18 protein-coding genes are annotated in these 20,132 nt (G+C 54.7%); 11 read left to right on the plus strand and 7 right to left on the minus strand.

The window, feature by feature from the left end:
• Positions 1 to 42: 42 nt before the first annotated feature.
• The 4 genes from A3OI_RS0109860 to A3OI_RS0109875 form a co-directional block, all read right to left on the minus strand.
• Complete coding sequence (locus A3OI_RS0109860; RefSeq protein WP_018404116.1) at positions 43 to 597, minus strand: DUF2478 domain-containing protein; 555 nt, start codon at positions 595 to 597, stop codon at positions 43 to 45.
• A gap of 182 nt (positions 598 to 779) precedes the next feature.
• Positions 780 to 2,132: a dihydrolipoyllysine-residue acetyltransferase gene (gene aceF, locus A3OI_RS0109865; protein ID WP_018404117.1), complete on the minus strand. Its 1,353-nt coding sequence runs from the start codon at positions 2,130 to 2,132 to the stop codon at positions 780 to 782.
• 10 nt (positions 2,133 to 2,142) lie between these two features.
• Entirely contained in the window at positions 2,143 to 4,809 is a 2,667-nt protein-coding gene (aceE, locus tag A3OI_RS0109870; protein ID WP_018404118.1) for a pyruvate dehydrogenase (acetyl-transferring), homodimeric type, read from the minus strand.
• A gap of 477 nt (positions 4,810 to 5,286) precedes the next feature.
• Positions 5,287 to 6,150 (minus strand): thioredoxin family protein, encoded by an 864-nt coding sequence (locus tag A3OI_RS0109875; RefSeq protein WP_018404119.1) that lies wholly within the window; start codon positions 6,148 to 6,150, stop codon positions 5,287 to 5,289.
• Between the two features lie 192 nt (positions 6,151 to 6,342).
• Between A3OI_RS0109875 and lon the strand changes: the two genes are divergently transcribed.
• Positions 6,343 to 8,799: an endopeptidase La gene (gene lon, locus A3OI_RS0109880; protein WP_018404120.1), complete on the plus strand. Its 2,457-nt coding sequence runs from the start codon at positions 6,343 to 6,345 to the stop codon at positions 8,797 to 8,799.
• A gap of 62 nt (positions 8,800 to 8,861) precedes the next feature.
• On the opposite strand, the gene A3OI_RS0109885 is transcribed toward lon, so the two are convergent.
• On the minus strand, positions 8,862 to 9,359 hold the full coding sequence (locus A3OI_RS0109885) for a MarR family winged helix-turn-helix transcriptional regulator (RefSeq protein WP_018404121.1): 498 nt from the start codon (positions 9,357 to 9,359) through the stop codon (positions 8,862 to 8,864).
• A 241-nt stretch (positions 9,360 to 9,600) separates the two neighbouring features.
• Between A3OI_RS0109885 and A3OI_RS0109890 the strand changes: the two genes are divergently transcribed.
• The 10 genes from A3OI_RS0109890 (at position 9,601) to A3OI_RS0109930 (ending at position 17,459) form a co-directional block, all read left to right on the plus strand.
• Complete coding sequence (locus A3OI_RS0109890; protein ID WP_018404122.1) at positions 9,601 to 10,716, plus strand: branched-chain amino acid ABC transporter substrate-binding protein; 1,116 nt, start codon at positions 9,601 to 9,603, stop codon at positions 10,714 to 10,716.
• Positions 10,717 to 10,909: 193 nt separating this feature from the next.
• Positions 10,910 to 11,833: a high-affinity branched-chain amino acid ABC transporter permease LivH gene (livH, locus tag A3OI_RS0109895; RefSeq protein WP_018404123.1), complete on the plus strand. Its 924-nt coding sequence runs from the start codon at positions 10,910 to 10,912 to the stop codon at positions 11,831 to 11,833.
• Positions 11,833 to 13,104: a high-affinity branched-chain amino acid ABC transporter permease LivM gene (gene livM / locus A3OI_RS0109900; RefSeq protein ID WP_018404124.1), complete on the plus strand. Its 1,272-nt coding sequence runs from the start codon at positions 11,833 to 11,835 to the stop codon at positions 13,102 to 13,104. The genes livH and livM overlap by 1 nt, the downstream gene beginning before the upstream one ends.
• Positions 13,105 to 13,110: 6 nt before the next feature.
• The gene (gene livG / locus A3OI_RS0109905) at positions 13,111 to 13,866 is read left to right on the plus strand and encodes a high-affinity branched-chain amino acid ABC transporter ATP-binding protein LivG (protein WP_018404125.1); all 756 of its coding nucleotides are present in this window, start codon (positions 13,111 to 13,113) and stop codon (positions 13,864 to 13,866) included.
• Positions 13,867 to 13,875: 9 nt separating this feature from the next.
• The gene (locus tag A3OI_RS0109910) at positions 13,876 to 14,577 is read left to right on the plus strand and encodes an ABC transporter ATP-binding protein (RefSeq protein ID WP_018404126.1); all 702 of its coding nucleotides are present in this window, start codon (positions 13,876 to 13,878) and stop codon (positions 14,575 to 14,577) included.
• A gap of 396 nt (positions 14,578 to 14,973) precedes the next feature.
• Positions 14,974 to 15,324, plus strand: coding sequence for a hypothetical protein (locus A3OI_RS0109915; RefSeq protein ID WP_007352704.1), 351 nt, complete (start codon positions 14,974 to 14,976; stop codon positions 15,322 to 15,324).
• 262 nt (positions 15,325 to 15,586) lie between these two features.
• Positions 15,587 to 15,769 (plus strand): DUF7843 domain-containing protein, encoded by a 183-nt coding sequence (locus A3OI_RS24800; protein ID WP_456085381.1) that lies wholly within the window; start codon positions 15,587 to 15,589, stop codon positions 15,767 to 15,769.
• A gap of 93 nt (positions 15,770 to 15,862) precedes the next feature.
• A complete protein-coding gene (locus tag A3OI_RS23830) occupies positions 15,863 to 16,081 on the plus strand; it encodes a lipoprotein N-acyltransferase Lnb domain-containing protein (RefSeq protein ID WP_267283295.1) in 219 nt (72 codons plus the stop codon).
• Positions 16,015 to 16,542 (plus strand): DUF7840 domain-containing protein, encoded by a 528-nt coding sequence (locus tag A3OI_RS23835; RefSeq protein WP_228702942.1) that lies wholly within the window; start codon positions 16,015 to 16,017, stop codon positions 16,540 to 16,542. The genes A3OI_RS23830 and A3OI_RS23835 overlap by 67 nt, the downstream gene beginning before the upstream one ends.
• Positions 16,512 to 17,459, plus strand: a complete 948-nt coding sequence (locus A3OI_RS0109930) for an alpha/beta hydrolase (protein WP_018404127.1) — start codon at positions 16,512 to 16,514, stop codon at positions 17,457 to 17,459. The genes A3OI_RS23835 and A3OI_RS0109930 overlap by 31 nt, the downstream gene beginning before the upstream one ends.
• 48 nt (positions 17,460 to 17,507) lie before the next feature.
• Here A3OI_RS0109930 and pnp read toward each other — a convergent pair whose 3' ends face one another.
• A complete protein-coding gene (pnp, locus tag A3OI_RS0109935) occupies positions 17,508 to 19,628 on the minus strand; it encodes a polyribonucleotide nucleotidyltransferase (protein WP_018404128.1) in 2,121 nt (706 codons plus the stop codon).
• Positions 19,629 to 19,801: 173 nt separating this feature from the next.
• Entirely contained in the window at positions 19,802 to 20,071 is a 270-nt protein-coding gene (rpsO, locus tag A3OI_RS0109940; protein WP_018404129.1) for a 30S ribosomal protein S15, read from the minus strand.
• Positions 20,072 to 20,132: the final 61 nt, after the last annotated feature.

Raw genomic sequence — 20,132 nt, forward strand, 5'->3', positions numbered from 1 at the left:
CCCCGGCCCCGTGCCGGGGCTTTTTATGGCGCACTCCCGGCATTACGCCTCATCTTGGCTCTTAATCGACCTGACCGGGCTACGCGCAAACACCCCGTCACACCACTCTTTAACGTCGTTCTCTGAAAATGCCAGATCGGTTGCCGCACCGCCGTTGAATTCATGCCACTGAAACAGAAATTTTCGTTTCACAACGGTCAGCACCGGTACCCCCGCTTCCAGCAATTGCAGTAACTCGGCACGGCAACCCTTGCCGTCAATTTCTTGCTGCCCGAAACGGTTCACAATGGCCAGCCTGGGCGGATTATTCAGTGCCCCGCGCAAAACGCCGGTCGCATCCGCCAGGCCAGACGGGTCCAGGCAGCAGGATTGCGATTCTTTGCCCAGATTCTGGGCTATAGAGTATTCGGTGCCGGTTTCCACATCTTGCACCGCCATGGGCTCACGGCGCAGGCCCTGCTCGTTCAGCGCCATGGCCAGGCCCGCCACGCGGATGCCCTTACGGTTGTAATGATTCGCCAGGCTGTGCAGCAGCGCGTCTACGGGCTGGCTGTCGTTGTCGTAGATAATCGCTGCCAACTGTAATGGGTGTGCCATGAAGACCGTCCTGAAGCGTGTGCCGGCGCTTTCTGTTGAAACCACCCGCGCTGTAAAACAGAAAAAGGGCGCAGATTGCTCTGCGCCCTCCAGCGTATAACCAGTGTACTAGCTTGCACCGCCAAAGCGGTTGCTTTATATCAGGGACCGGTGCGGTTAGGAGCCGGCCCCCTCACTCTTGCTTACAGCAACAGGGTACGAATATCACCCATCAGCCGAGCCAGCGCTGAGGTAAAGCGCGCTGCGTCGGCCCCGTTCACCGCACGGTGATCGTAAGACAACGACAGCGGCAGCATTAGCCGTGGCTGGAAAGCCTTGCCGTCCCAAACCGGCTTCATCGCCGCTTTGGACACACCCAGAATCGCCACTTCCGGCGTATTCACAATCGGCGTAAAGGCCGTGCCGCCAATACCACCAAGGCTGGTAATGGTAAAACAGGCACCCTGCATTTCTGCCGGCTTCAGCTTCTTGTCGCGGGCTTTCTGCGCCAGCTCTGCGCTTTCGGCCGCCAGCTCCCACAGGCCTTTCTGATCCACATTACGAATCACCGGAACCATCAAACCGTAGGGCGTATCCACCGCAATACCGATGTGAATGTACTTCTTGTGTACAACTTCTTTGCGATCCATATCCAGGGCGACGTTGAACTGGGGCAATTCAGCCAGGGCCGCGGCACAGGCCTTGAGCATGAACGGCAGCGGCGTCATTTTCACGCCTTTCTTCTCGCCCAATGGCTTCAACGATTTACGGAAATCTTCCATATCGCTGATGTCGGCGTCTTCGAACTGGGTGACGTGTGGCACATTCAGCCAGCTGCGGTGCATGTTCAACGCCGTAACAGACATCATGCGCGACATGCCTTCCCGTTCAACTTCACCAAACTGGCTAAAATCTGGCAGTTTCACGCCAGGAATGCCGCTACTGCCAGTGCCGGGCACTACGGCGCCCTGCTGTGCCTGTTGCAGCTGATCCTTCACATAACCGTGCACATCGTCTTTAATAATACGGCTTTTCGGGCCGGAGCCTTTCACCCGGGCCAGGTCTGCACCCAGTTCACGGGCCAGCTTGCGAACCGCAGGGCCGGCGTGCACTTTGCTCCCGGCGGCGGGCGCTTCATAGGTTACAGAACCGGTGTCTGCAGGCTTGGCTTTGTTATCGCTGGCCGCAGCCGGCTTGCGGGCGCTGTCGTCAGACTTAGCCGGTGCGTCATCTTTGGCTTTGGGCTCGGGCTCTGGCGCGCTGTTGTTATCTGAAGCGTCATCTGAAGCGTCATCTGAAGCGCCATCAGAACTTGCACCATCAGAGCTAAGCATGCCAACAACGTCGCCCTCTTTGATCTTGTCGCCCACTTTGACGATGATCTTAACGATCTTACCCGCACTCGGTGACGGCAACTCAACCGATGCCTTGTCGGTTTCAACCGTCAAAATCGGATCTTCTTCGGCCACCGAGTCACCGGCGCTGACCAGTATTTCAATAACTTCAACTTCATCTGCCCCGCCTAAATCGGGGACCCTGATTTCTTGCTCGCTCATAGCGGTCTCCTTAGCGGTGCGCCGGGTTCGGTTTGTTGCGATCGATTCCGTACTTGCGCATGGCTTCAAGAACCTGCTCGTGCTTGATCTCGCCGTCTTTCGCCAGAGCAGACAGAGCCACTACGGCAACGTGGTAACGATCAACCTCAAAGAAATCACGCAGTTTTTCACGAGTGTCGCTGCGGCCAAAGCCATCCGTACCCAGAGTCAGGAAGGTTTTGGGGATAAACGCCCGTAACTGTTCAGAGTGCAGCTTGATGTAGTCGGTAGACGACACAACCGGACCCGTCTGGTTTTCCAGGCACTGGGTAACATAGGCTTTGCGGCCTTTGTCATCCGGGTGCATCAGGTTCCAGCGCTCTGCGTGCTGGCCGTCGCGGGCCAGTTCGTTAAAGCTGGTCACACTCCACACGTCAGAGCTGACGCCCCAATCGTCTTTCAACAGCTCGGCCGCGGCATTTACTTCGTTCAAGATAGCGCCGGAGCCCAGCATCTGAACCCGCAACTTGGTTTTGCCTTTACCTTTTGCTTCCACCGAACTGAACTTGTACATGCCTTTGATGATGCCATCTGCACACCCTTCCGGCATCGCTGGCTGAACGTAGTTCTCGTTCTCCATGGTGATGTAGTAATAAACGTTGGTGTTCTTTTCGTACATTTCCTTCATGCCGTGATGAATCACCACCGCCATTTCGTAGGCGTAAGCCGGATCGTACGCTTTGCAGTTAGGAATGGTGTTGGCCAGAATATGGCTGTGCCCGTCCTGGTGCTGCAAGCCCTCGCCGTTCAGCGTGGTACGCCCTGCGGTGCCGCCAATCAGGAAGCCGCGAGCCTGAATGTCGCCAGCGGCCCAGGCAAGGTCGCCAACGCGCTGGAAACCGAACATGGAATAAAACGCGTAGAACGGAATCAGCGGAAAGTTGTTGTTGCTGTACGATGTAGCAGCCGCAATCCAGGCCGCCATGGCGCCGCCTTCGTTGATGCCTTCCTGCAGAATCTGACCCTTTTTGTCTTCACGGTAATACATGATCTGATCGCGATCCGGCGGCACGTACTTCTGCCCTTCCGAGGTATAAATACCCAGCTGGCGGAACATGCCTTCCATACCAAAAGTACGGGCTTCATCAGGAACAATCGGCACAACCCGCTTGCCCACACGCTTGTCTTTTACCAACGCGCTCAGAATGCGCACGAACGACATGGTGGTGGAGATTTCACGGCCGTTGGAACCGTCCAAAACCTGCTTGAAGATGTCCAGGTCAGGAATCTGCAGAGGCTGGCTGTCTTTACGACGCTTGGGAAGGAAGCCCCCCAGATCCTGCCGGCGCTTCTTCATGTACACCAGCTCGGGGCTGTCGGGCGCCGGGCGATAGTAAGGCACGTCTTCAATCTCTTCGTCTTTCACCGGAATCGCGAAACGGTCACGGAATGATTTAAGCGTTTCCACATCAAGTTTTTTCAGAGAGTGAGTGGTGTTGTTGGCTTCGCCAGCGGCACCAAAGCCATAACCTTTGATGGTGTGGGCCAGAATAACGGTTGGCTTACCATTGGTTTCGGTTGCCGCTTTTTTGTAAGCCGCATACACTTTGTACGGGTCGTGGCCGCCGCGATTGAGCGTTTGAATGTCGTCGTCGGTCCAGTTTTCAATCATCTTGGCCAGCTTCGGATACTTGCCGAAAAACTGCTTGCGGGTTGCCGCCGGGCCACCGTTGGTGAAAGCCTGCAGTTCGCCGTCAACCACTTCGTCCATGGCGCGCTGCATGGTGCCGTCTTCGTCTTGCTCAAACAGCGGGTCCCACATGCGACCCCAAACCACTTTGATCACGTTCCAGCCAGCACCGCGGAACGAACCTTCCAATTCCTGGATGATCTTGCCGTTGCCGCGCACCGGGCCGTCCAGGCGCTGCAGGTTGCAGTTCACCACAAACACCAGGTTGTCCAGGTTTTCACGGCTAGCCTTGGAAATACAGCCCAGAGTTTCCGGCTCGTCACATTCACCATCACCAACGAAACACCACACTTTGCGGTTTTCCATTTCGACCAGCTCGCGGCTGTCGAGGTACTTCATGATGTGAGCCTGGTAAATGGCCTGAATCGGGCCCAAGCCCATAGAAACTGTGGGGAACTGCCAGTAATCAGGCATCAGCCAGGGGTGCGGATAGGATGACAGACCGCCACCGTCGACATCTTCGCGGTACTTGTCCAGTTGCGCTTCTTCAAACCGGCCTTCCAAAAAGGAACGGGCGTAAATGCCCGGCGAGGCGTGGCCCTGGAAATACACAAGGTCTGACTCGCGTTTTTCGTCGCCACCGTGGAAGAAATAGTTAAAGCCCACGTCGTAAAGCGTTGCCGCAGACGAGAAAGTGGAAATATGACCACCCAGATCACCCGGACGTTTGCCGGCACGCACGACCATCGCCATGGCGTTCCAACGGATCAGGGAACGAATACGGCGTTCCATGAACAGGTCACCCGGCATACGTGCTTCTTGTGCAAGCGGGATAGTATTACGGAATGGTGTGGTGATGGCATACGGCAGCTGGGTGCCGTCACGGCTTGCACGTTCAGCAAGGCGCTCCAGAATGTACTTGGCTCGGTCTACACCCTCCTGCTCGATCAGTGATTCGAGCGCGTCAATCCACTCCGTGGTTTCAATCGGATCGTCGTCCTGGTACATCAAATCCTCCCGTAGGCGTCTATATAAATGCGGCCCAGCGCCATGTATCACGGGCTGCGCTGCTGAGTCAGTCAGTGGGGCTTGCGGCGTTGGGGCCGTAGCGCCTTTTAATTATTTATAAACAAGCATAGATCAGGTTTCACAATTTGCGTTTAACAGATTGCAAATCTGCTTCTGGAATTGACCGGTATTGTAGTTTTTTTACTACAATTTATCGAAATTTTTTCGATTGACCCTCAAAAACTCTGGGAAAATGGGGGTTAATTTCGATTCCTTACGGAATAATGACGCTTTTACACCCTCCAGACAAGTCGCATCTGACCAAGGTCGAACACCGCTAACTCTACGTGATTTCGTTTGTAAACTTAAACCTTCTACGTTTCACTTTGAATAATACGCAAAAAACGGGCTTACCGTGAGGTGAACCCGTTTTTGGATTTAAGACCAGATTGCTGTTTAATGCATCAATTTATACCGCTAGTGCATAAAGGTATACAGTTTCCGCCGATAAGTGCGCACATCGGCATTGTTGTTGCCCAACTTTTCAAACAGCTCCACCAGCGTTGTCTTGGCCACTTCATTTTTATACTTGCTGTCTACCTGCATCAGGCGAATCAGCAGTTCCATGGCCTCGGCGTTGTTTTCTTTTAACACGTTATGCAACGCCAGCATGTGCAGCGCGTTGGGGTCTTTCGGGTCTTGCTCCAGAGCCATTTCCAGGTCGGTCTGGGGCGGCAGCTCTGCGGACTGTTTCAAAAACTTGATGCGGGCCGCCAGCTGTTTGGCCTGGTGCTGCAATTTTTCTTCCGGGGGCAAGCTGTCGTAAATCTGCTCGGCGGTGTCCAGCTCACCCATTTCGGCTTTGATCTGGGCCAGATCAATCAGCACTTTCAGGTTTTCCGGATCTTTCTGGTTCATGTCGCCCAGAATGGCCAGGGCGCCATCCAGATTGCCTTCTTCCCAGAGCGCGTGAGCTTTTTCGTACGGGTCCTCGGCGGGCGCCTCCACATACTTGTCCAGCACTTTGCGGATCTCGCTTTCCGCTAACGCGCCGTTAAAACCGTCTACCGCCTGGCCGTCTTTCACCAAAATAACGGTTGGCAGGCTGCGCACGCCCAGGCTGGAGGTAAGCTGCTCTTGCTGGTCGGCGTTTACTTTGGCCAATAAAAAAGCGCCCTGATACTCATTGGCCAGCTTTTCCAGCAGCGGCATCAGCTGTTTGCAAGGCGCGCTCTGTTCTGCCCATACGTCTACCAGAACGGGTGTTGTGGAAGAGGCTTCCATCACCTGCTGCTGGAAGTTTTCCATTGTGGCTTCGAAACTATAAGGGGAGCTGCTCATCGGGACACCTGAATCTGTCGCTGTTTATAGATACAGCTAAGATGGGGAGCCCGGCGGCGAAATTCAAGAGGAACAGGCCAAAGGGGTTAATAAGCGGCCTTGAAAATCAGAGTTTTGGCAGCAAGTAAACAGCAAACGTTCGACACCGAATACACGACGCCGAACACACCCAGTACCGGGAAGCCAAGTAGCATGACAGACGACAACAGCAATGACTCTCTGGAACAGCTCGAAGAAGATATAACCGAGTACATAGGCAAAGGCAAAGACGAACACAGCAAAGACCTGGCACTGTCTGAACAGACGCTGCCCAAGCGCCTGTACCTGCTGCCGGTGTCTAACCGGCCGTTTTTCCCCGCCCAGGTACAGCCCGTCATGGTCAATCAAAACCCCTGGCACGAAACCCTGAAAAAAGTGAGGGAGACCGATCACGGCATGCTGGGCATTTGCTACGTTGACAACGAAGCCAGTGAAAAGGGCGTGCCTGACAGCAAAGATCTGGCCACCATGGGCTGCGCCGTGCGCGTGCACCACGCCCAGCAAAAAGACGGCAAGGTTCAGTTTATTGCACAGGGCTTACAGCGCTTTCGCATTGTGCGATGGCTGCGCCGCCGCCCACCCTACCTGGTTGAAGTGGAATACCCGCAAGAACCTGCCGAAGACCTGGATGAAACCAAGGCCTATACAATGGCTGTTATCAGCGCTATTAAAGAGCTGCTGCGCACCAACCCGCTGTATGGCGAGGAAGTGAAGCAGTACCTGACGCGCTTCGGCCCGGAGGACAGTTCACCGTTGACCGACTTCGGCGCCTCGATGACCAGCGAACCTGGCGCGAAATTGCAGGAGGTACTGGATACCGTGCCGCTGTTGCAACGCATGGATAAAGTGCTGCTGCTCATGCGTAAAGAGCTGGAAGTGGCCAAGCTGCAGTCTGAAATTAGCGCGGAAGTGAACCAAAAGGTACAAAAGCACCAACGTGAGTTCTTTCTGAAAGAACAGCTGAAAGTGATTCAGCGCGAACTGGGCATGTCGAAAGACGACAAAACCGCCGACGCCGAACGTTTCGAAGCGCGCATGGCGGAACTAGACCCGCCCGAAGCGGTGCGCGAACGCTTTGATGAAGAACTGCAAAAACTGCGAATTCTGGAACAGGGCTCGCCAGAATACGGCGTTACTCGCAATTATCTGGATTGGATAACCCAAGTGCCCTGGGGCCAACACTCACAGGATCATTTCGACCTAGCCGAGGCGCGGCACATTCTGGACAAAGACCATGACGGCCTGGGCGATGTAAAAGACCGCATTATCGAGTTTCTGGCAGAGGGCAGCTTCAAAAAAGAAGTCAGCGGCACCATCCTGCTGTTGGTGGGCCCGCCGGGCGTGGGCAAAACGTCCATCGGCCACTCGGTAGCAGACGCGCTGGGGCGCAAGTTCTATCGCTTTAGCGTAGGCGGCATGCGTGACGAAGCCGAAATTAAAGGCCATCGCCGCACCTATATTGGCGCCATGCCCGGCAAATTTGTGCAGGCACTGAAAGACGCAAAAGTGGCAAACCCGGTCATTATGCTGGATGAAATCGACAAGATTGGCGCGTCTTACCAGGGCGACCCGGCCTCTGCCCTGCTGGAAACTCTAGACCCGGAGCAGAACCGCGAGTTTCTGGACCACTATCTGGATGTGCGCATGGATTTGTCGAAGGTCCTGTTCATCTGCACCGCCAACCAGCTGGACACCATACCGCGGCCGCTGCTTGACCGCATGGACGTGATTCGCCTGTCTGGCTACATAGCGGAAGAAAAGCTGGCGATCGCCAAGCACCACCTGTTACCGAAACTGCTAAAACGCGCCGGACTGCTTAAAAAGCAGATGAACATTTCTGACGCTGCCATAAAACAGGTGATTGAAGGCTATGCCCGTGAAGCCGGGGTGCGTGGTCTGGAAAAGATGCTGCACAAAATTATCCGCAAAGGCATCGTAAAACTGCTGGAAAATCCTGGTTTACCCATTCGCGTTGGCATTGCCGACGTACAGGAATACCTGGGACAGCCTATATTCCGCAAAGAAAAATCCATGAAGGGCATGGGCGTAGTCACGGGTTTAGCCTGGACCGCCATGGGCGGCGCTACGCTCAGCATTGAGGCCTCACGCATTCACAGCAGCCAGCGCGGTTTCAAACTGACCGGGCAACTGGGGGATGTGATGCGCGAATCCGCCGAGATTGCCTACAGCTTTGTGGCGTCTAATTTGAAACGTTATAAAGGCGACCCTGTGTTTTTCGACAAATCTCTGGTGCACCTGCACGTGCCGGAAGGCGCCACGCCGAAAGACGGCCCAAGCGCAGGCGTCACTATGGCCACGGCGCTGCTGTCGATTACTCGCCGTGAAGCGCCGCAGCAAAACATCGCCATGACCGGTGAACTGACACTGACCGGGCAGGTACTGCCAGTCGGGGGAATACGGGAGAAGGTGATTGCCGCCCGGCGGCAGAAAATCAACCAGTTGATTCTGCCAGAGGCCAATCGAGGCGATTACGACGAGCTACCGGGGTACTTGAAAGAAGGCATTGCGGTCAGTTTTGCGAAACACTACAGCGATGTGTTTCAGGTTTGCTTTGGCCAACAACCGAAGAAGGGTGCGGTTATGCACTAACGCGTCTGGCGCTGCTCTTCATCCCAAGGTGCTACCTCGACCCGCCATCGCGACAGGTAGCACTATTTAGAGGTGTCCTTCCAGCCGTCTTCACGCGTCACCGCGCCGACATCCAGAACCGGTGATGCGTCTATGTGGTCTGCGTCCATCATATTAGCCACTCGCTGCAACGAGGCCAGAATCATGGTTTGCTCCCACTCCGCCAAAGCCTGATATTTTTTGATGAAGTCTTCTTGCAGCGGGTTGGGCGCACGGGCCAGAATCTCGCCGCCGGCGTCGGTCAGGTGGGCGTGCACTTTGCGCTTATCCTGAGTGCTGCGAACCCGGTACACCAATTTGCGCAATTCCAGGCGGTCTAAAATAGTGGTTACTGTGGCCTGGCTAAGGCTGATTTTATCAGCGATGGTGCCAATAGTGACCTGGCCCAAATCCCGTATGGTCCGCATAATCAGCAGCTGTGGAGCGGTCAGCCCGGCGCTCTTGCTCAATCGTTTTGAGTGCAGATCTGTTGCGCGGATTACCCGGCGTAATGCTACTAATACTTCGTCATAATTGGTCAACGCGCCGCTCCTGCCATGCTTATACCACTAACATTTAGAGTTGTTTATATCACGATCCACTGCAAAAACCATCAATCACCAACAACTTTTATATGGCCTGGCAGCGATCAAATAGAAGACAAACGGCGATTTTCACGGCAAGATAACGCCCTTGCATAGCCACCGCTTGACAACAACCAAGCGGTAGTGTTTTGTTGATGCCTGAGTATTACAATAAAAATCTGATTACAGGAAACTAATAATGCAAAACAACGTTAAAAAACTCGTAACAGCGATCGCCGCATCCGTTGCCCTGCTGGGCGCAGGCGCCGCCGTAGCAGAGATTAAAGTAGGCATTGCCGGCCCCATGACAGGACCGGTTGCGCAGTACGGCGACATGCAATTTTCTGGCGCGCGGATGGCCATCGAACGCATTAATGCCGCTGGCGGCGTTATGGGTGAAAACCTGGTAGCGGTTGAATACGACGACGTATGCGACCCCAAGCAGGCCGTGACCGTTGCCAACGCTCTGGTCAACGACGGTGTGAAATACGTGGTAGGTCATCTGTGTTCCAGCTCTACACAGCCGGCGTCTGATATCTACGAAGACGAAGGTATTCTGATGATCACCCCGGCCTCCACCAGCCCGGGCATCACCGCTCGCGGCTATGAACTGGTATTCCGCACCATCGGCCTGGACAGCATGCAGGGCCCGGTCGCCGGAGGGTATTTGGCCAGTCTGAACCCCAAGAAAGTCGCGGTTATCCACGACAAACAGCAATACGGTGAAGGCATTGCCACCGCCGTGCGCGACACCCTGAAAGACGCTGGCGTTGAAATAGCCATGTTTGAAGGCATTACCGCAGGCGGTAAAGACTTTTCATCGCTGGTGACCAAACTCAAACAGGCCCAGGTCGATTACGTGTACTACGGCGGCTATCACCCCGAACTGGGTCTGATTCTGCGCCAAGCTCGTCAAGCAGACCTCGACGCTGTATTTATGGGCCCTGAAGGCGTTGGCAACAAAGACATCAACACCATTGCCGGCGAAGCCGCTGAAGGCCTGCTGGTTACCCTGCCTCCGGCCTTCGATGAAAAAGAAGAGAACAAAGATCTGGTTGCCGCGTTTGCGGATAAAGACCAAGACCCCTCCGGCCCGTTTGTACTGACTTCCTACGCAGCGGTTCAGCTGGTAGCTGAAGGCATCGAGAAAGCAGGTTCCAAAGACCCGTTTGAAGTGGCCGCCGCACTGCGCGCCAACAGCTTCGAAACGCCCATTGGCACCGTTCAGTACGACAAAGCCGGCGACATGAAGTCGTTCGAATTTATAGTTTATGAATGGCACTCAGACGGTAGCAAGACTCCGGTCAGTAACTAACGCGGGCCCCCAACCCGCCGCTGTCGTGCGGGTGCAAGCCCGGCGGCAGCGCTGAAAGAGACGACACCCCGCAGCCTGCCGACGGCTGAGGGGTGTCTTTCCAAGCTTCTGATCCAAACGTTAATTGCGCGGCGCCCTTGCCTGCTGCGCGCTTCGCTGCCCGTCAGAAGTCGATTTCCGGAGATGGCACCCCATGCAAGACCTTCTATACTTCTCTCAGCAGCTTATTAACGGGCTGACAATAGGCAGCGCCTACGCCCTGATTGCCATTGGCTACACCATGGTTTACGGCATTATCGGAATGATCAACTTCGCCCACGGTGAGATTTATATGATTGGCGCCTACACCGCGCTCATCGCCATCACCGGTTTGACTGCCCTGGGCATTGCCTGGCTACCGCTGGTGCTGGTTGTGGCTCTGGTTTGCGCTATCCTTGTATCCAGTTCTATGGGCTGGGCAGTGGAACGAGTGGCCTACCGGCCTGTGCGCGGCCGGCACCGCCTGATCCCGCTGATTTCCGCTATTGGTATGTCCATCTTTTTGCAAAATTACATGCACCTGGCCCAAGGTTCCCGCAACGTCGGTTTTCCCATACTGATCGAAGGCGGTTTCAATTTTGGTTCGGACGGCGCCTTCCAGATGTCGCTGTCGTACATGCAAATCACCATCTTCGTGACCACCCTGATCTGTATGACCGTGCTATCGACGTTTATATCGCGCTCACGCACCGGTCGCGCTTGCCGTGCCGTATCCCAGGATCTGGGCATGGCCAACCTGCTGGGCATAGACACCAACCGCATCATATCCGCCACCTTTATTATTGGCGCCGCATTGGCGGCGGTTGCCGGCCTGCTGCTGGGCATGTACTACGGCTCGGTTGATCCGTTGTTTGGGTTTATCGCTGGCTTAAAGGCGTTTACCGCAGCGGTACTGGGCGGTATTGGCAGCATTCCGGGTGCGATGCTGGGCGGGCTTATTCTAGGCATTGCTGAAAGCATGACGTCAGGCTATCTGAGTGGTGAATACAAAGACGTCATCTCGTTCAGCTTGCTGATCCTGATTTTACTGTTCAAACCGACCGGCCTACTGGGCAAACCGGAGGTTGAAAAAATCTGATGGCGACGTCCAATGTTCGGCACGCACTCTTTTGTGCCATCGTAACCATTGTTATCTCTTACCCCATTTTGGGGCTGAATCTGGAAGCCGAAGGGATCAATATTGTCCTGACTGGCACCGACGCCACCACCATCGTCGCCATTGCGTGTGCGGCCCTGATCGTGTTTTTGTTTCAGCTTTTCCGCGACAGCGTGATGGGCAAGCTGGGCGCCGTGAGCGACCTGAACCCGCTGACCGGCCGCAAGCCCATGGAGCAAGACAAACGGGCAAAGCTTGAAAGCTGGGTACTGACCGGGCTGGTCGTTGTGGCGCTGTTCTGGCCATTTTTCTCGTCCCGCGGCGCGGTTGATCTGGCCACCCTGGTGCTGATTTACGTGATACTGGCGCTGGGCCTGAACGTGGTGGTGGGTCTGGCTGGCCTGTTGGACCTGGGCTACGTGGCTTTTTACGCTGTAGGCGCCTACACCTTTGCCTTGCTGTCGCAGTATTACGGCATCTCGTTCTGGATGGCGCTGCCCCTGGGCGCTTTGCTGGCAGGGCTATTCGGCCTGCTTCTGGGTTTTCCGGTGCTGAGGCTAAGGGGCGACTACCTGGCCATTGTGACCCTGGGTTTTGGCGAAATTATCCGCATACTTCTGAACAACTGGACCAACGTGACCGGCGGGCCTAACGGCATTGGCGGCATTCCCGACCCTACCCTGTTCGGAATGGAATTTGGCCGGCGTGTTAAAGAAGAGGGTAATACCTCGTTTCACGAAACCTTCGGCATCGCCTACAGCGGCGAACACAAAGTCATATTCCTGTACTTGATTGCCCTGGTACTGGCCATTATCACCGCGCTGATTATTCGCCGGTTGATGAAAATGCCGGTAGGCCGCGCTTGGGAAGCTCTGCGTGAAGATGAAATTGCCGCACGTTCCCTGGGCCTCAGCCGCACCGCGGTAAAGCTGTCGGCGTTTACCATCGGCGCCTTCTTTGCGGGTTTTGCCGGCACCATATTTGCCTCGAAACAGGGTTTTATAAGCCCGGAATCTTTCGTGTTCCTGGAATCAGCCATTATTCTGGCCATTGTGGTGCTGGGCGGCATGGGCTCGCAAATTGGCGTAATACTCGCGGCCATTGCCGTCACCATACTGCCCGAGCTGGCACGGGAGTTTTCTGAATACCGCATGCTGATCTTTGGTGCCGCCATGGTGCTGATGATGATCTGGCGACCCCAGGGATTGGTGCCTATGCGCCGTCTTCACATCACCCTAAAAACGCAGGAGTAACAGGCAATGCTTGAAATACAAAACCTGGCCATGCGTTTTGGCGGTCTACTGGCGGTAGACGGCGTAAGTCTGGATGTTCAGGAACGGGAAATTCACTCTATTATCGGCCCTAACGGCGCCGGCAAAACCACCGTATTCAACTGTATGAGCGGGTTTTACAAGCCCAGCGGCGGCAAGATCATCTTTCAAGGCAAGGAAATTCAGGGCAAACCGGATTATAAAATCTCGCGCATGGGAATGGTGCGCACGTTTCAGCACGTGCGGCTGTTTACTCAAATGTCGGTGGTGGAAAACCTGTTGGTGGCACAGCACCGGCACTTGAACACCAACCTGCTGGCCGGTCTGGTAAAAACGCCGAACTATCGTGAGCGAGAGCGCAAATCTCTGGATCGCGCCGCCTACTGGCTAGAGCGGATAGGCATGCTAGACCAGGCCAACGTCGATGCCGGAAACCTGTCTTACGGCCAGCAGCGGCGCCTGGAAATAGCGCGTTGCATGGTCACCAAGCCGCAGCTGTTGATGCTGGACGAGCCCGCAGCCGGCTTGAACCCGGCGGAAACCCTGGAGCTGAACCAGCTGATTGTCAGCTTAAAAGAAGACTACAGCGTGTCGGTGGTGCTGATTGAGCACGACATGAACCTGGTAATGGATATTTCCGACCGGATTACGGTAATTAACCAGGGCCGCCCACTTGCCAGCGGAACACCGCAGGAAGTGCGTGCAAACAAAGACGTTATCAAAGCCTACCTGGGCGAGGCCTGAGGACCAGCCATGTTGATACTGGAAGATATACACACCCACTATGGCAAAATCGAAGCCCTGCACGGCGTATCGGTTGAAATAAATGAGGGCGAAATTGTCACGCTGATCGGCGCCAACGGCGCCGGCAAAACCACGCTGCTGATGACCGTATGCGGTAGCCCCCAAGCCAGTGCTGGCCGGGTGGTGTTTGAAGGCCGCGACATCACCAAAGAGCCAACCTCGCAAATCATGCGTTCCGGCATTGCCATAGTGCCCGAAGGCCGACGCATTTTTTCTGGGCTGACGGTGAAAGAGAACCTGCACATGGGCGGGTTTTTCAACACCAAGTCAGAAATCCGCGAAAGCCAGGAGCATGTTTACGAACTGTTCCCGCGTCTGAAAGAACGCGAAAGCCAGCGCGCCGGCACCATGTCTGGCGGCGAGCAGCAAATGCTGGCCATTGGCCGCGCGCTCATGAGCAAACCGCGACTGATCATTCTGGACGAGCCGTCCCTGGGCCTGGCACCGCTGATTATCAAGCAGATTTTCGAGATTATTGGAAAACTGCGCGATGACGGAATGACGGTATTTCTGGTAGAACAGAATGCTCATCAGGCGCTGAACTTGGCCGACCGGGGTTACGTGCTGGAAACCGGGCGCATTCGCCTGCATGACACGGGAGCAAACCTGCTGGTGAATCCACAGGTGCGGGAAGCGTATTTGGGCGGGTGAAATAACTATATAGATCAAAGCGGGGGACAGAGTTGAAGCCTGTCCTCCGCCTTCAACTCTCAAATCATCAGGCAATAAGAGAAGCGTATTTGGGTGGCTAAACTGACTTCTATCATTCAACACTGGAACAATCGGCCAAACTGATTGCACGACTCAGACAAGAACTCTTCTTTATGTTGCATAGGTCTCTTATATTACAACTTGCTCACAGAGTCGTATTCAAGCAATCCGAAGCTTTTATTTTTTTAAAATAATTGTTGAGACTATTGATAGAGACAATCAGACCAGAAGACTCTTGATGGAATTGCGGCTCTGATCGTAAGATCAGCGACGCCACGCGGTTGTTTTTCACACATCAAGGCACATAAAATTCACAAAATTTTAAAGGCATAATTGATGAAGATATTTGCTGTTCTCCTCTTTACATCAGTAATTTTTGGTTGCGCTTCTTCGTCTAAGGATCTTACACCTACCTATGTTTCACCGTTACAGTATCAAACTTATAACTGTGAGCAATTGGCAGCGGAAGAACAGAGACTCAGAGTAAGAGTAAGTGAACTCGGCGGGCGAATTGATGATAAAGCCGACAGAGACAAACTTCTGGTGGCGACACCTTATACAGTGTGGTTCGTTGGAGGAAACAAAGAGCAGGAAGCCGAGTTTTCAAGACTTAGCGGAGAGCTAAACGCATTACAACAAGGGGGAATATTAAGAACTTGCGTGGCGCCAGATCCGGTAAGGCAGTAGATGCTGTTGTGGCCCTGCTGGAAACAGACAAAACCCTGAGCAAATATGTAGCAGCCTGAGCTTTCGGCTCGAAAAGGATATCGCGCGCCACTGACGAAGCCACGCTTCCTAAACCGTCCACCCGAAGCCCAAACTGGAACTAACTGACTATCGATACGCACTTAGCTTAATTTCGTGCTGGTCCCGTTTTAACTGACGCCAGGTTTAAAGCCTTTTGCTGCTCTTCTGTCCGACTCAGACAACCTTCATAAGCACCTAAACTTTGGTTCACTACCAATCCAATCGGTTCGATAACGGTCTCACCAGCCAGGCAGACGATGAAAACTTCTTCCTCACTAAAGTAGGAAAAACCTCACCAAAGGCAGAGTTCGAAGCGACACTAAGCGCCATCACAAAGCCCGGAGGAGGACATGCCCGCTGCCGTTTCCCTGCAGGAGATTATTAACTGAGACAACAACTTGGCTTGCTCCAGCAACCGGTAAAGCACCCAACCTTTTACCAGTTGGCCAATGAGCTGAATACCGACACTGTCGGCCTTGTGTTCGCGGCGTCCTATTTGAACAGCCCCTCGTCCATGTTTAGCCATACATTTCTGCGGCTGGCCCCGCCCCGGGGTGACGAAGAGACCAACCTGCTGCTGGCCGACACATTTCCTACGCCGCGGACGCTGCGGCCCACGATGACGAACGATTGTTCGCTTACCGCGGCATTTTTCTTAGTTACACCAACAACAGGGAGCTACAGCTGGAAAAACTGACTGGCGTGGAAATACGCTCTATCAGCCCCCGCAATCGCTTTTTCTCGCCGCTGTCGTGGCAGGTCAGCTTTGGTGGTCGGCGCACGGATACGGGGCGTGAAAGGGTTCTGGCACCCTATCTGGACGGCGGCGCCGGTGGCAGCTGGCGTATCGCCAGCAATACGCAGGCTTTTGCCCTGGCAACGGCGGATCTTGAAATCGATGATGACCTGGGTCGCGGTTACGATGCAGCACCCGGCGCTGACCTCGGACTCCTGCACCAGACCCCCCGCTTCAGCCTGTTGGCCGGGGTGAAAACCAAAGCCTGGATTGTCAGCAGCCAACATCGCCAGGACCGGCTTTATGGCAAAGCCAGCTGGCACCTTGGCCGCGAATTCAGCGTGTTCGCCGAGTTTAACCGTGAAGACCACTTCGACAGGATGCAAAACACATGGCAAGCCGGCCTACACGCCTACTTCTGATTGGCTTAATGGCTGCTAGTTTCTCGCTGAGCGGTTGCAGTGGCCTGTTCTTTTTCCCCGACCAGATCACTTACATAACACCGGATCGGCTGAATCTGGAATACAGCGATGTCTTCATCAATACCGCAGACGGCGAAGTGTTACACGGCTGGTGGTTACCAGCCGCAGCCAAACAGCTGAGCGAAGGCAACATAGCATCGGGAAAAAACGCGAAAGGCACGGTTTATTACCTGCACGGCAACGCCCAGAACATCAGCAGCCACATCATGAACGTTGCCTGGCTGCCGGCAGAAGGCTACAACGTATTTGCGCTGGATTACCGCGGCTATGGCCGCTCAACCGGTACGCCGGATATTGAAGGTGCCCTGCACGATGTGGAAAGCGGAATGCGCTGGCTAATCCAACAACCACAAACCCAAGGCAAACCCATCTTCTTACTCGGTCAAAGCCTGGGCGGCGCCCTCGCCATCCCCCTGGCGGCCGAGTGGCAGCAACGCAACGAACAACCACCGTTAAACGGAGTAATCCTCGACGGCACCTTCGCTGGCTTTCGCGCCATTGCACGGGACAAACTCGCCAGCTTCTGGCTCACATGGCCGTTGCAGGCCCCTCTGAGCTGGACCATCCCCAACGGCTACGAAGGGACCGACTATATCGGCCGTATAAGTCCCACGCCGCTACTAATGATTCACAGCGCGCGCGATGGCGTTATCCCTTTTGCCAACGGCGAAACCCTGTACCAGGCGGCGAAAGAGCCAAAGAAGTTTCTGCAGACCGACACGCCCCACGCGGCGACTTTTGCCCTGCCGGAATACCAAAAGAGCCTGGTTGATTTTCTGATGACGAAGAGGTCAGCGACAGACCAAGCAAAGTCGGGGACAGACTTGAAGTCTGTCCCCAAGCTGAGCAAAGAGTAAGACAGGGACAGACTTGAAGTCTGTCCCCTCCCCCCCACCATCAAACTATCAGGCAGAAAGGTCAGTCGGCTTTTCGCCTTCTTTCACTTCCTTCATAGACAGCTTAACGCGGCCACGGTTGTCTACATCCAGCACTTTAACCAGAACTTCCTGGCCTTCTTTCAGTTCGTCAGTCACGTTTTCGATGCGACGGTCAGAAATCTGGGAGATGTGCACCAGGCCATCTTTGCCCGGCAGAATGTTTACAAACGCGCCGAAGTCGACGATGCGCTCAACGCGACCCTGGTAGATAGCACCCACTTCGATTTCAGCGGTAATTTCCATGACCCGCTTAACCGCAGCCTGTGCCGCTTCCATGTTGTCGGCGTAGATTTTCACGTTGCCGTCGTCGTCCAGATCAATAGACGCACCGGTTTCTTCACAGATAGAACGGATGGTAGCACCGCCCTTGCCGATCACGTCACGGATTTTCTCCGGGTTGATCTTGATGGTGGTGATGCTAGGCGCACGTGATGACAGCTCGGTACGCGAAGCCGCAATCACCTTGTTCATCTCGCCAAGGATATGCTGGCGAGCGCCGTAGGCTTGCTCCAGGGCCAGTTCCATGATCTCGTCGGTGATGCCGTTGATCTTGATGTCCATCTGCAGCGCGGTGATACCTTCTTTGGTACCGGCTACTTTGAAGTCCATGTCACCAAGGTGATCTTCGTCGCCCAGGATGTCCGTCAGGATGGCGAACTTGTCACCTTCTTTAACCAGACCCATGGCAATACCGGCTACGGCGGACTTGATAGGTACGCCTGCGTCCATCAGTGCCAGACTGGAACCACACACCGATGCCATAGAGCTGGAACCGTTGGATTCAGTGATTTCAGACACCGCACGAATGGTGTACGGGAACTCTTCAACGGTTGGCATTACGGCCAGAAGGCCACGCTTGGCCAAGCGTCCGTGACCAATTTCACGACGGCCGGGGCCCATCATACGGCCAGCTTCGCCAACGGAGTACGGAGGGAAGTTGTAATGGAACAGGAACGGGTCTTTGCTTTCACCTTGCAGCGCATCGATGATCTGCATGTCGCGTGAGGTACCCAGCGTGGTAGTCACGATGGCTTGGGTTTCGCCACGGGTGAACAGCGCAGAGCCGTGGGCACCCGGCAGAATGCCGACTTCGATTTTGATCGGGCGCACGGTTTTGGTGTCGCGGCCGTCAATACGCGGCTTGTCGTCAATGACCTGCTGGCGAACAACGTGCTTTTCGGTCTTACCGAAGCACTTTTTGACGTCTTCAGCAGAGTGCTTGCCTTCTTCGTCACCGGCCAGTTTTGCAACGGCGGCGGCTTTGATCTCGCCCAGGCGCGCGTAACGATCCATTTTATCGCGGATGCTGTAGGCCTCTGCGATAGCATCAGCAAAGTCAGCCTTGATCGCGCCCATCAGTTCGGCGTTTACGGCTTCAGCCTGCCATTCCCAGCGGGGCTTGCCAATTTCAGCGGCAAATTCTTTAATGGCGCTAACGGCCGTCTGCATTTCCTGGTGGGCAAACAGCACGGCGCCCAGCATTTGGTCTTCAGTCAGGCTTTTGGCTTCGGATTCCACCATCAGCACGGCGTCTTCGGTGCCGGCAACAATCATGTCCAGCAGCGAGGTTGAACGCTCTTCGTGAGTCGGGTTCAGGAAGTAACCACGCTCGTTGGTAAAGCCAACGCGGGAAGCACCAATGGGGCCTTCAAATGGAATGCCAGAAATAGCCAGGGCCGCAGAAGCTGCCAGCATGGCAGCAATGTCCGGATCCTGAGTTTTGTTGGCTGACATAACGGTCAGCACAACCTGGACTTCGTTCATGAAGCCATTGGGAAACAGCGGACGAATCGGGCGGTCGATCAGGCGTGACGTCAGCGTTTCTTTTTCGGTAGGACGCGCTTCGCGCTTAAAGAAACCACCGGGAATTTTACCCACAGAGTAGGTTTTTTCGGTGTAGTTAACGGTCAGCGGAAAAAAGCCCTGACCGGGTTTGGCTTCTTTGGCACCTACAACGGTGCCCAGCACAGAAATATCGTCGATGGTTACGAGTACGGCACCGGTGGCCTGGCGAGCGATACGGCCAGTTTCCAAAGTAACGGTTTTGCCACCAAGTTCGAACGTTTTAGTTACGGGATTAAGTTCCACAAAAAACTCCTGAATATCTTTCCGATTGATTCAGTTACTCACCCATGTGGGTAACTGCTGTTCTGCGCTACACAAAAAAAACACAACCGGCGGTAGCGCTCTTGCAAGCACCACCGCCGGTTGGTCAGCCAGGGCAAATAACCATGCCCCAGCTCTCAGGCCGTCGAAACAGATTAGCGACGCAGACCCAAACGCTTGATCAGCTCAAGGTAACGATCAGCATTCTTGCCTTTCAGGTAATCCAGCAGCTTACGACGCTGGTTTACCATACGGATCAGACCGCGGCGTGAATGGTGGTCTTGCTTGTTGATCTTGAAGTGACCTTGCAGCTTGTTGATGTTAGCGCTAAGCAGTGCCACCTGAACTTCAGGAGAACCGGTATCGCTTTCAGCCTGCTGGTAATCTTTAACAATCTGAGCTTTCTCGTTGGCAGAAAGTGCCATAAACCACCTCAATATATTGCGATGCTTAAGAGTACAGCCGAACCGCGCATCTCTACAGCTC

Source organism: Marinobacter gelidimuriae (assembly GCF_000372805.1).
Classification (GTDB): Bacteria; Pseudomonadota; Gammaproteobacteria; order Pseudomonadales; family Oleiphilaceae; genus Marinobacter; species Marinobacter gelidimuriae.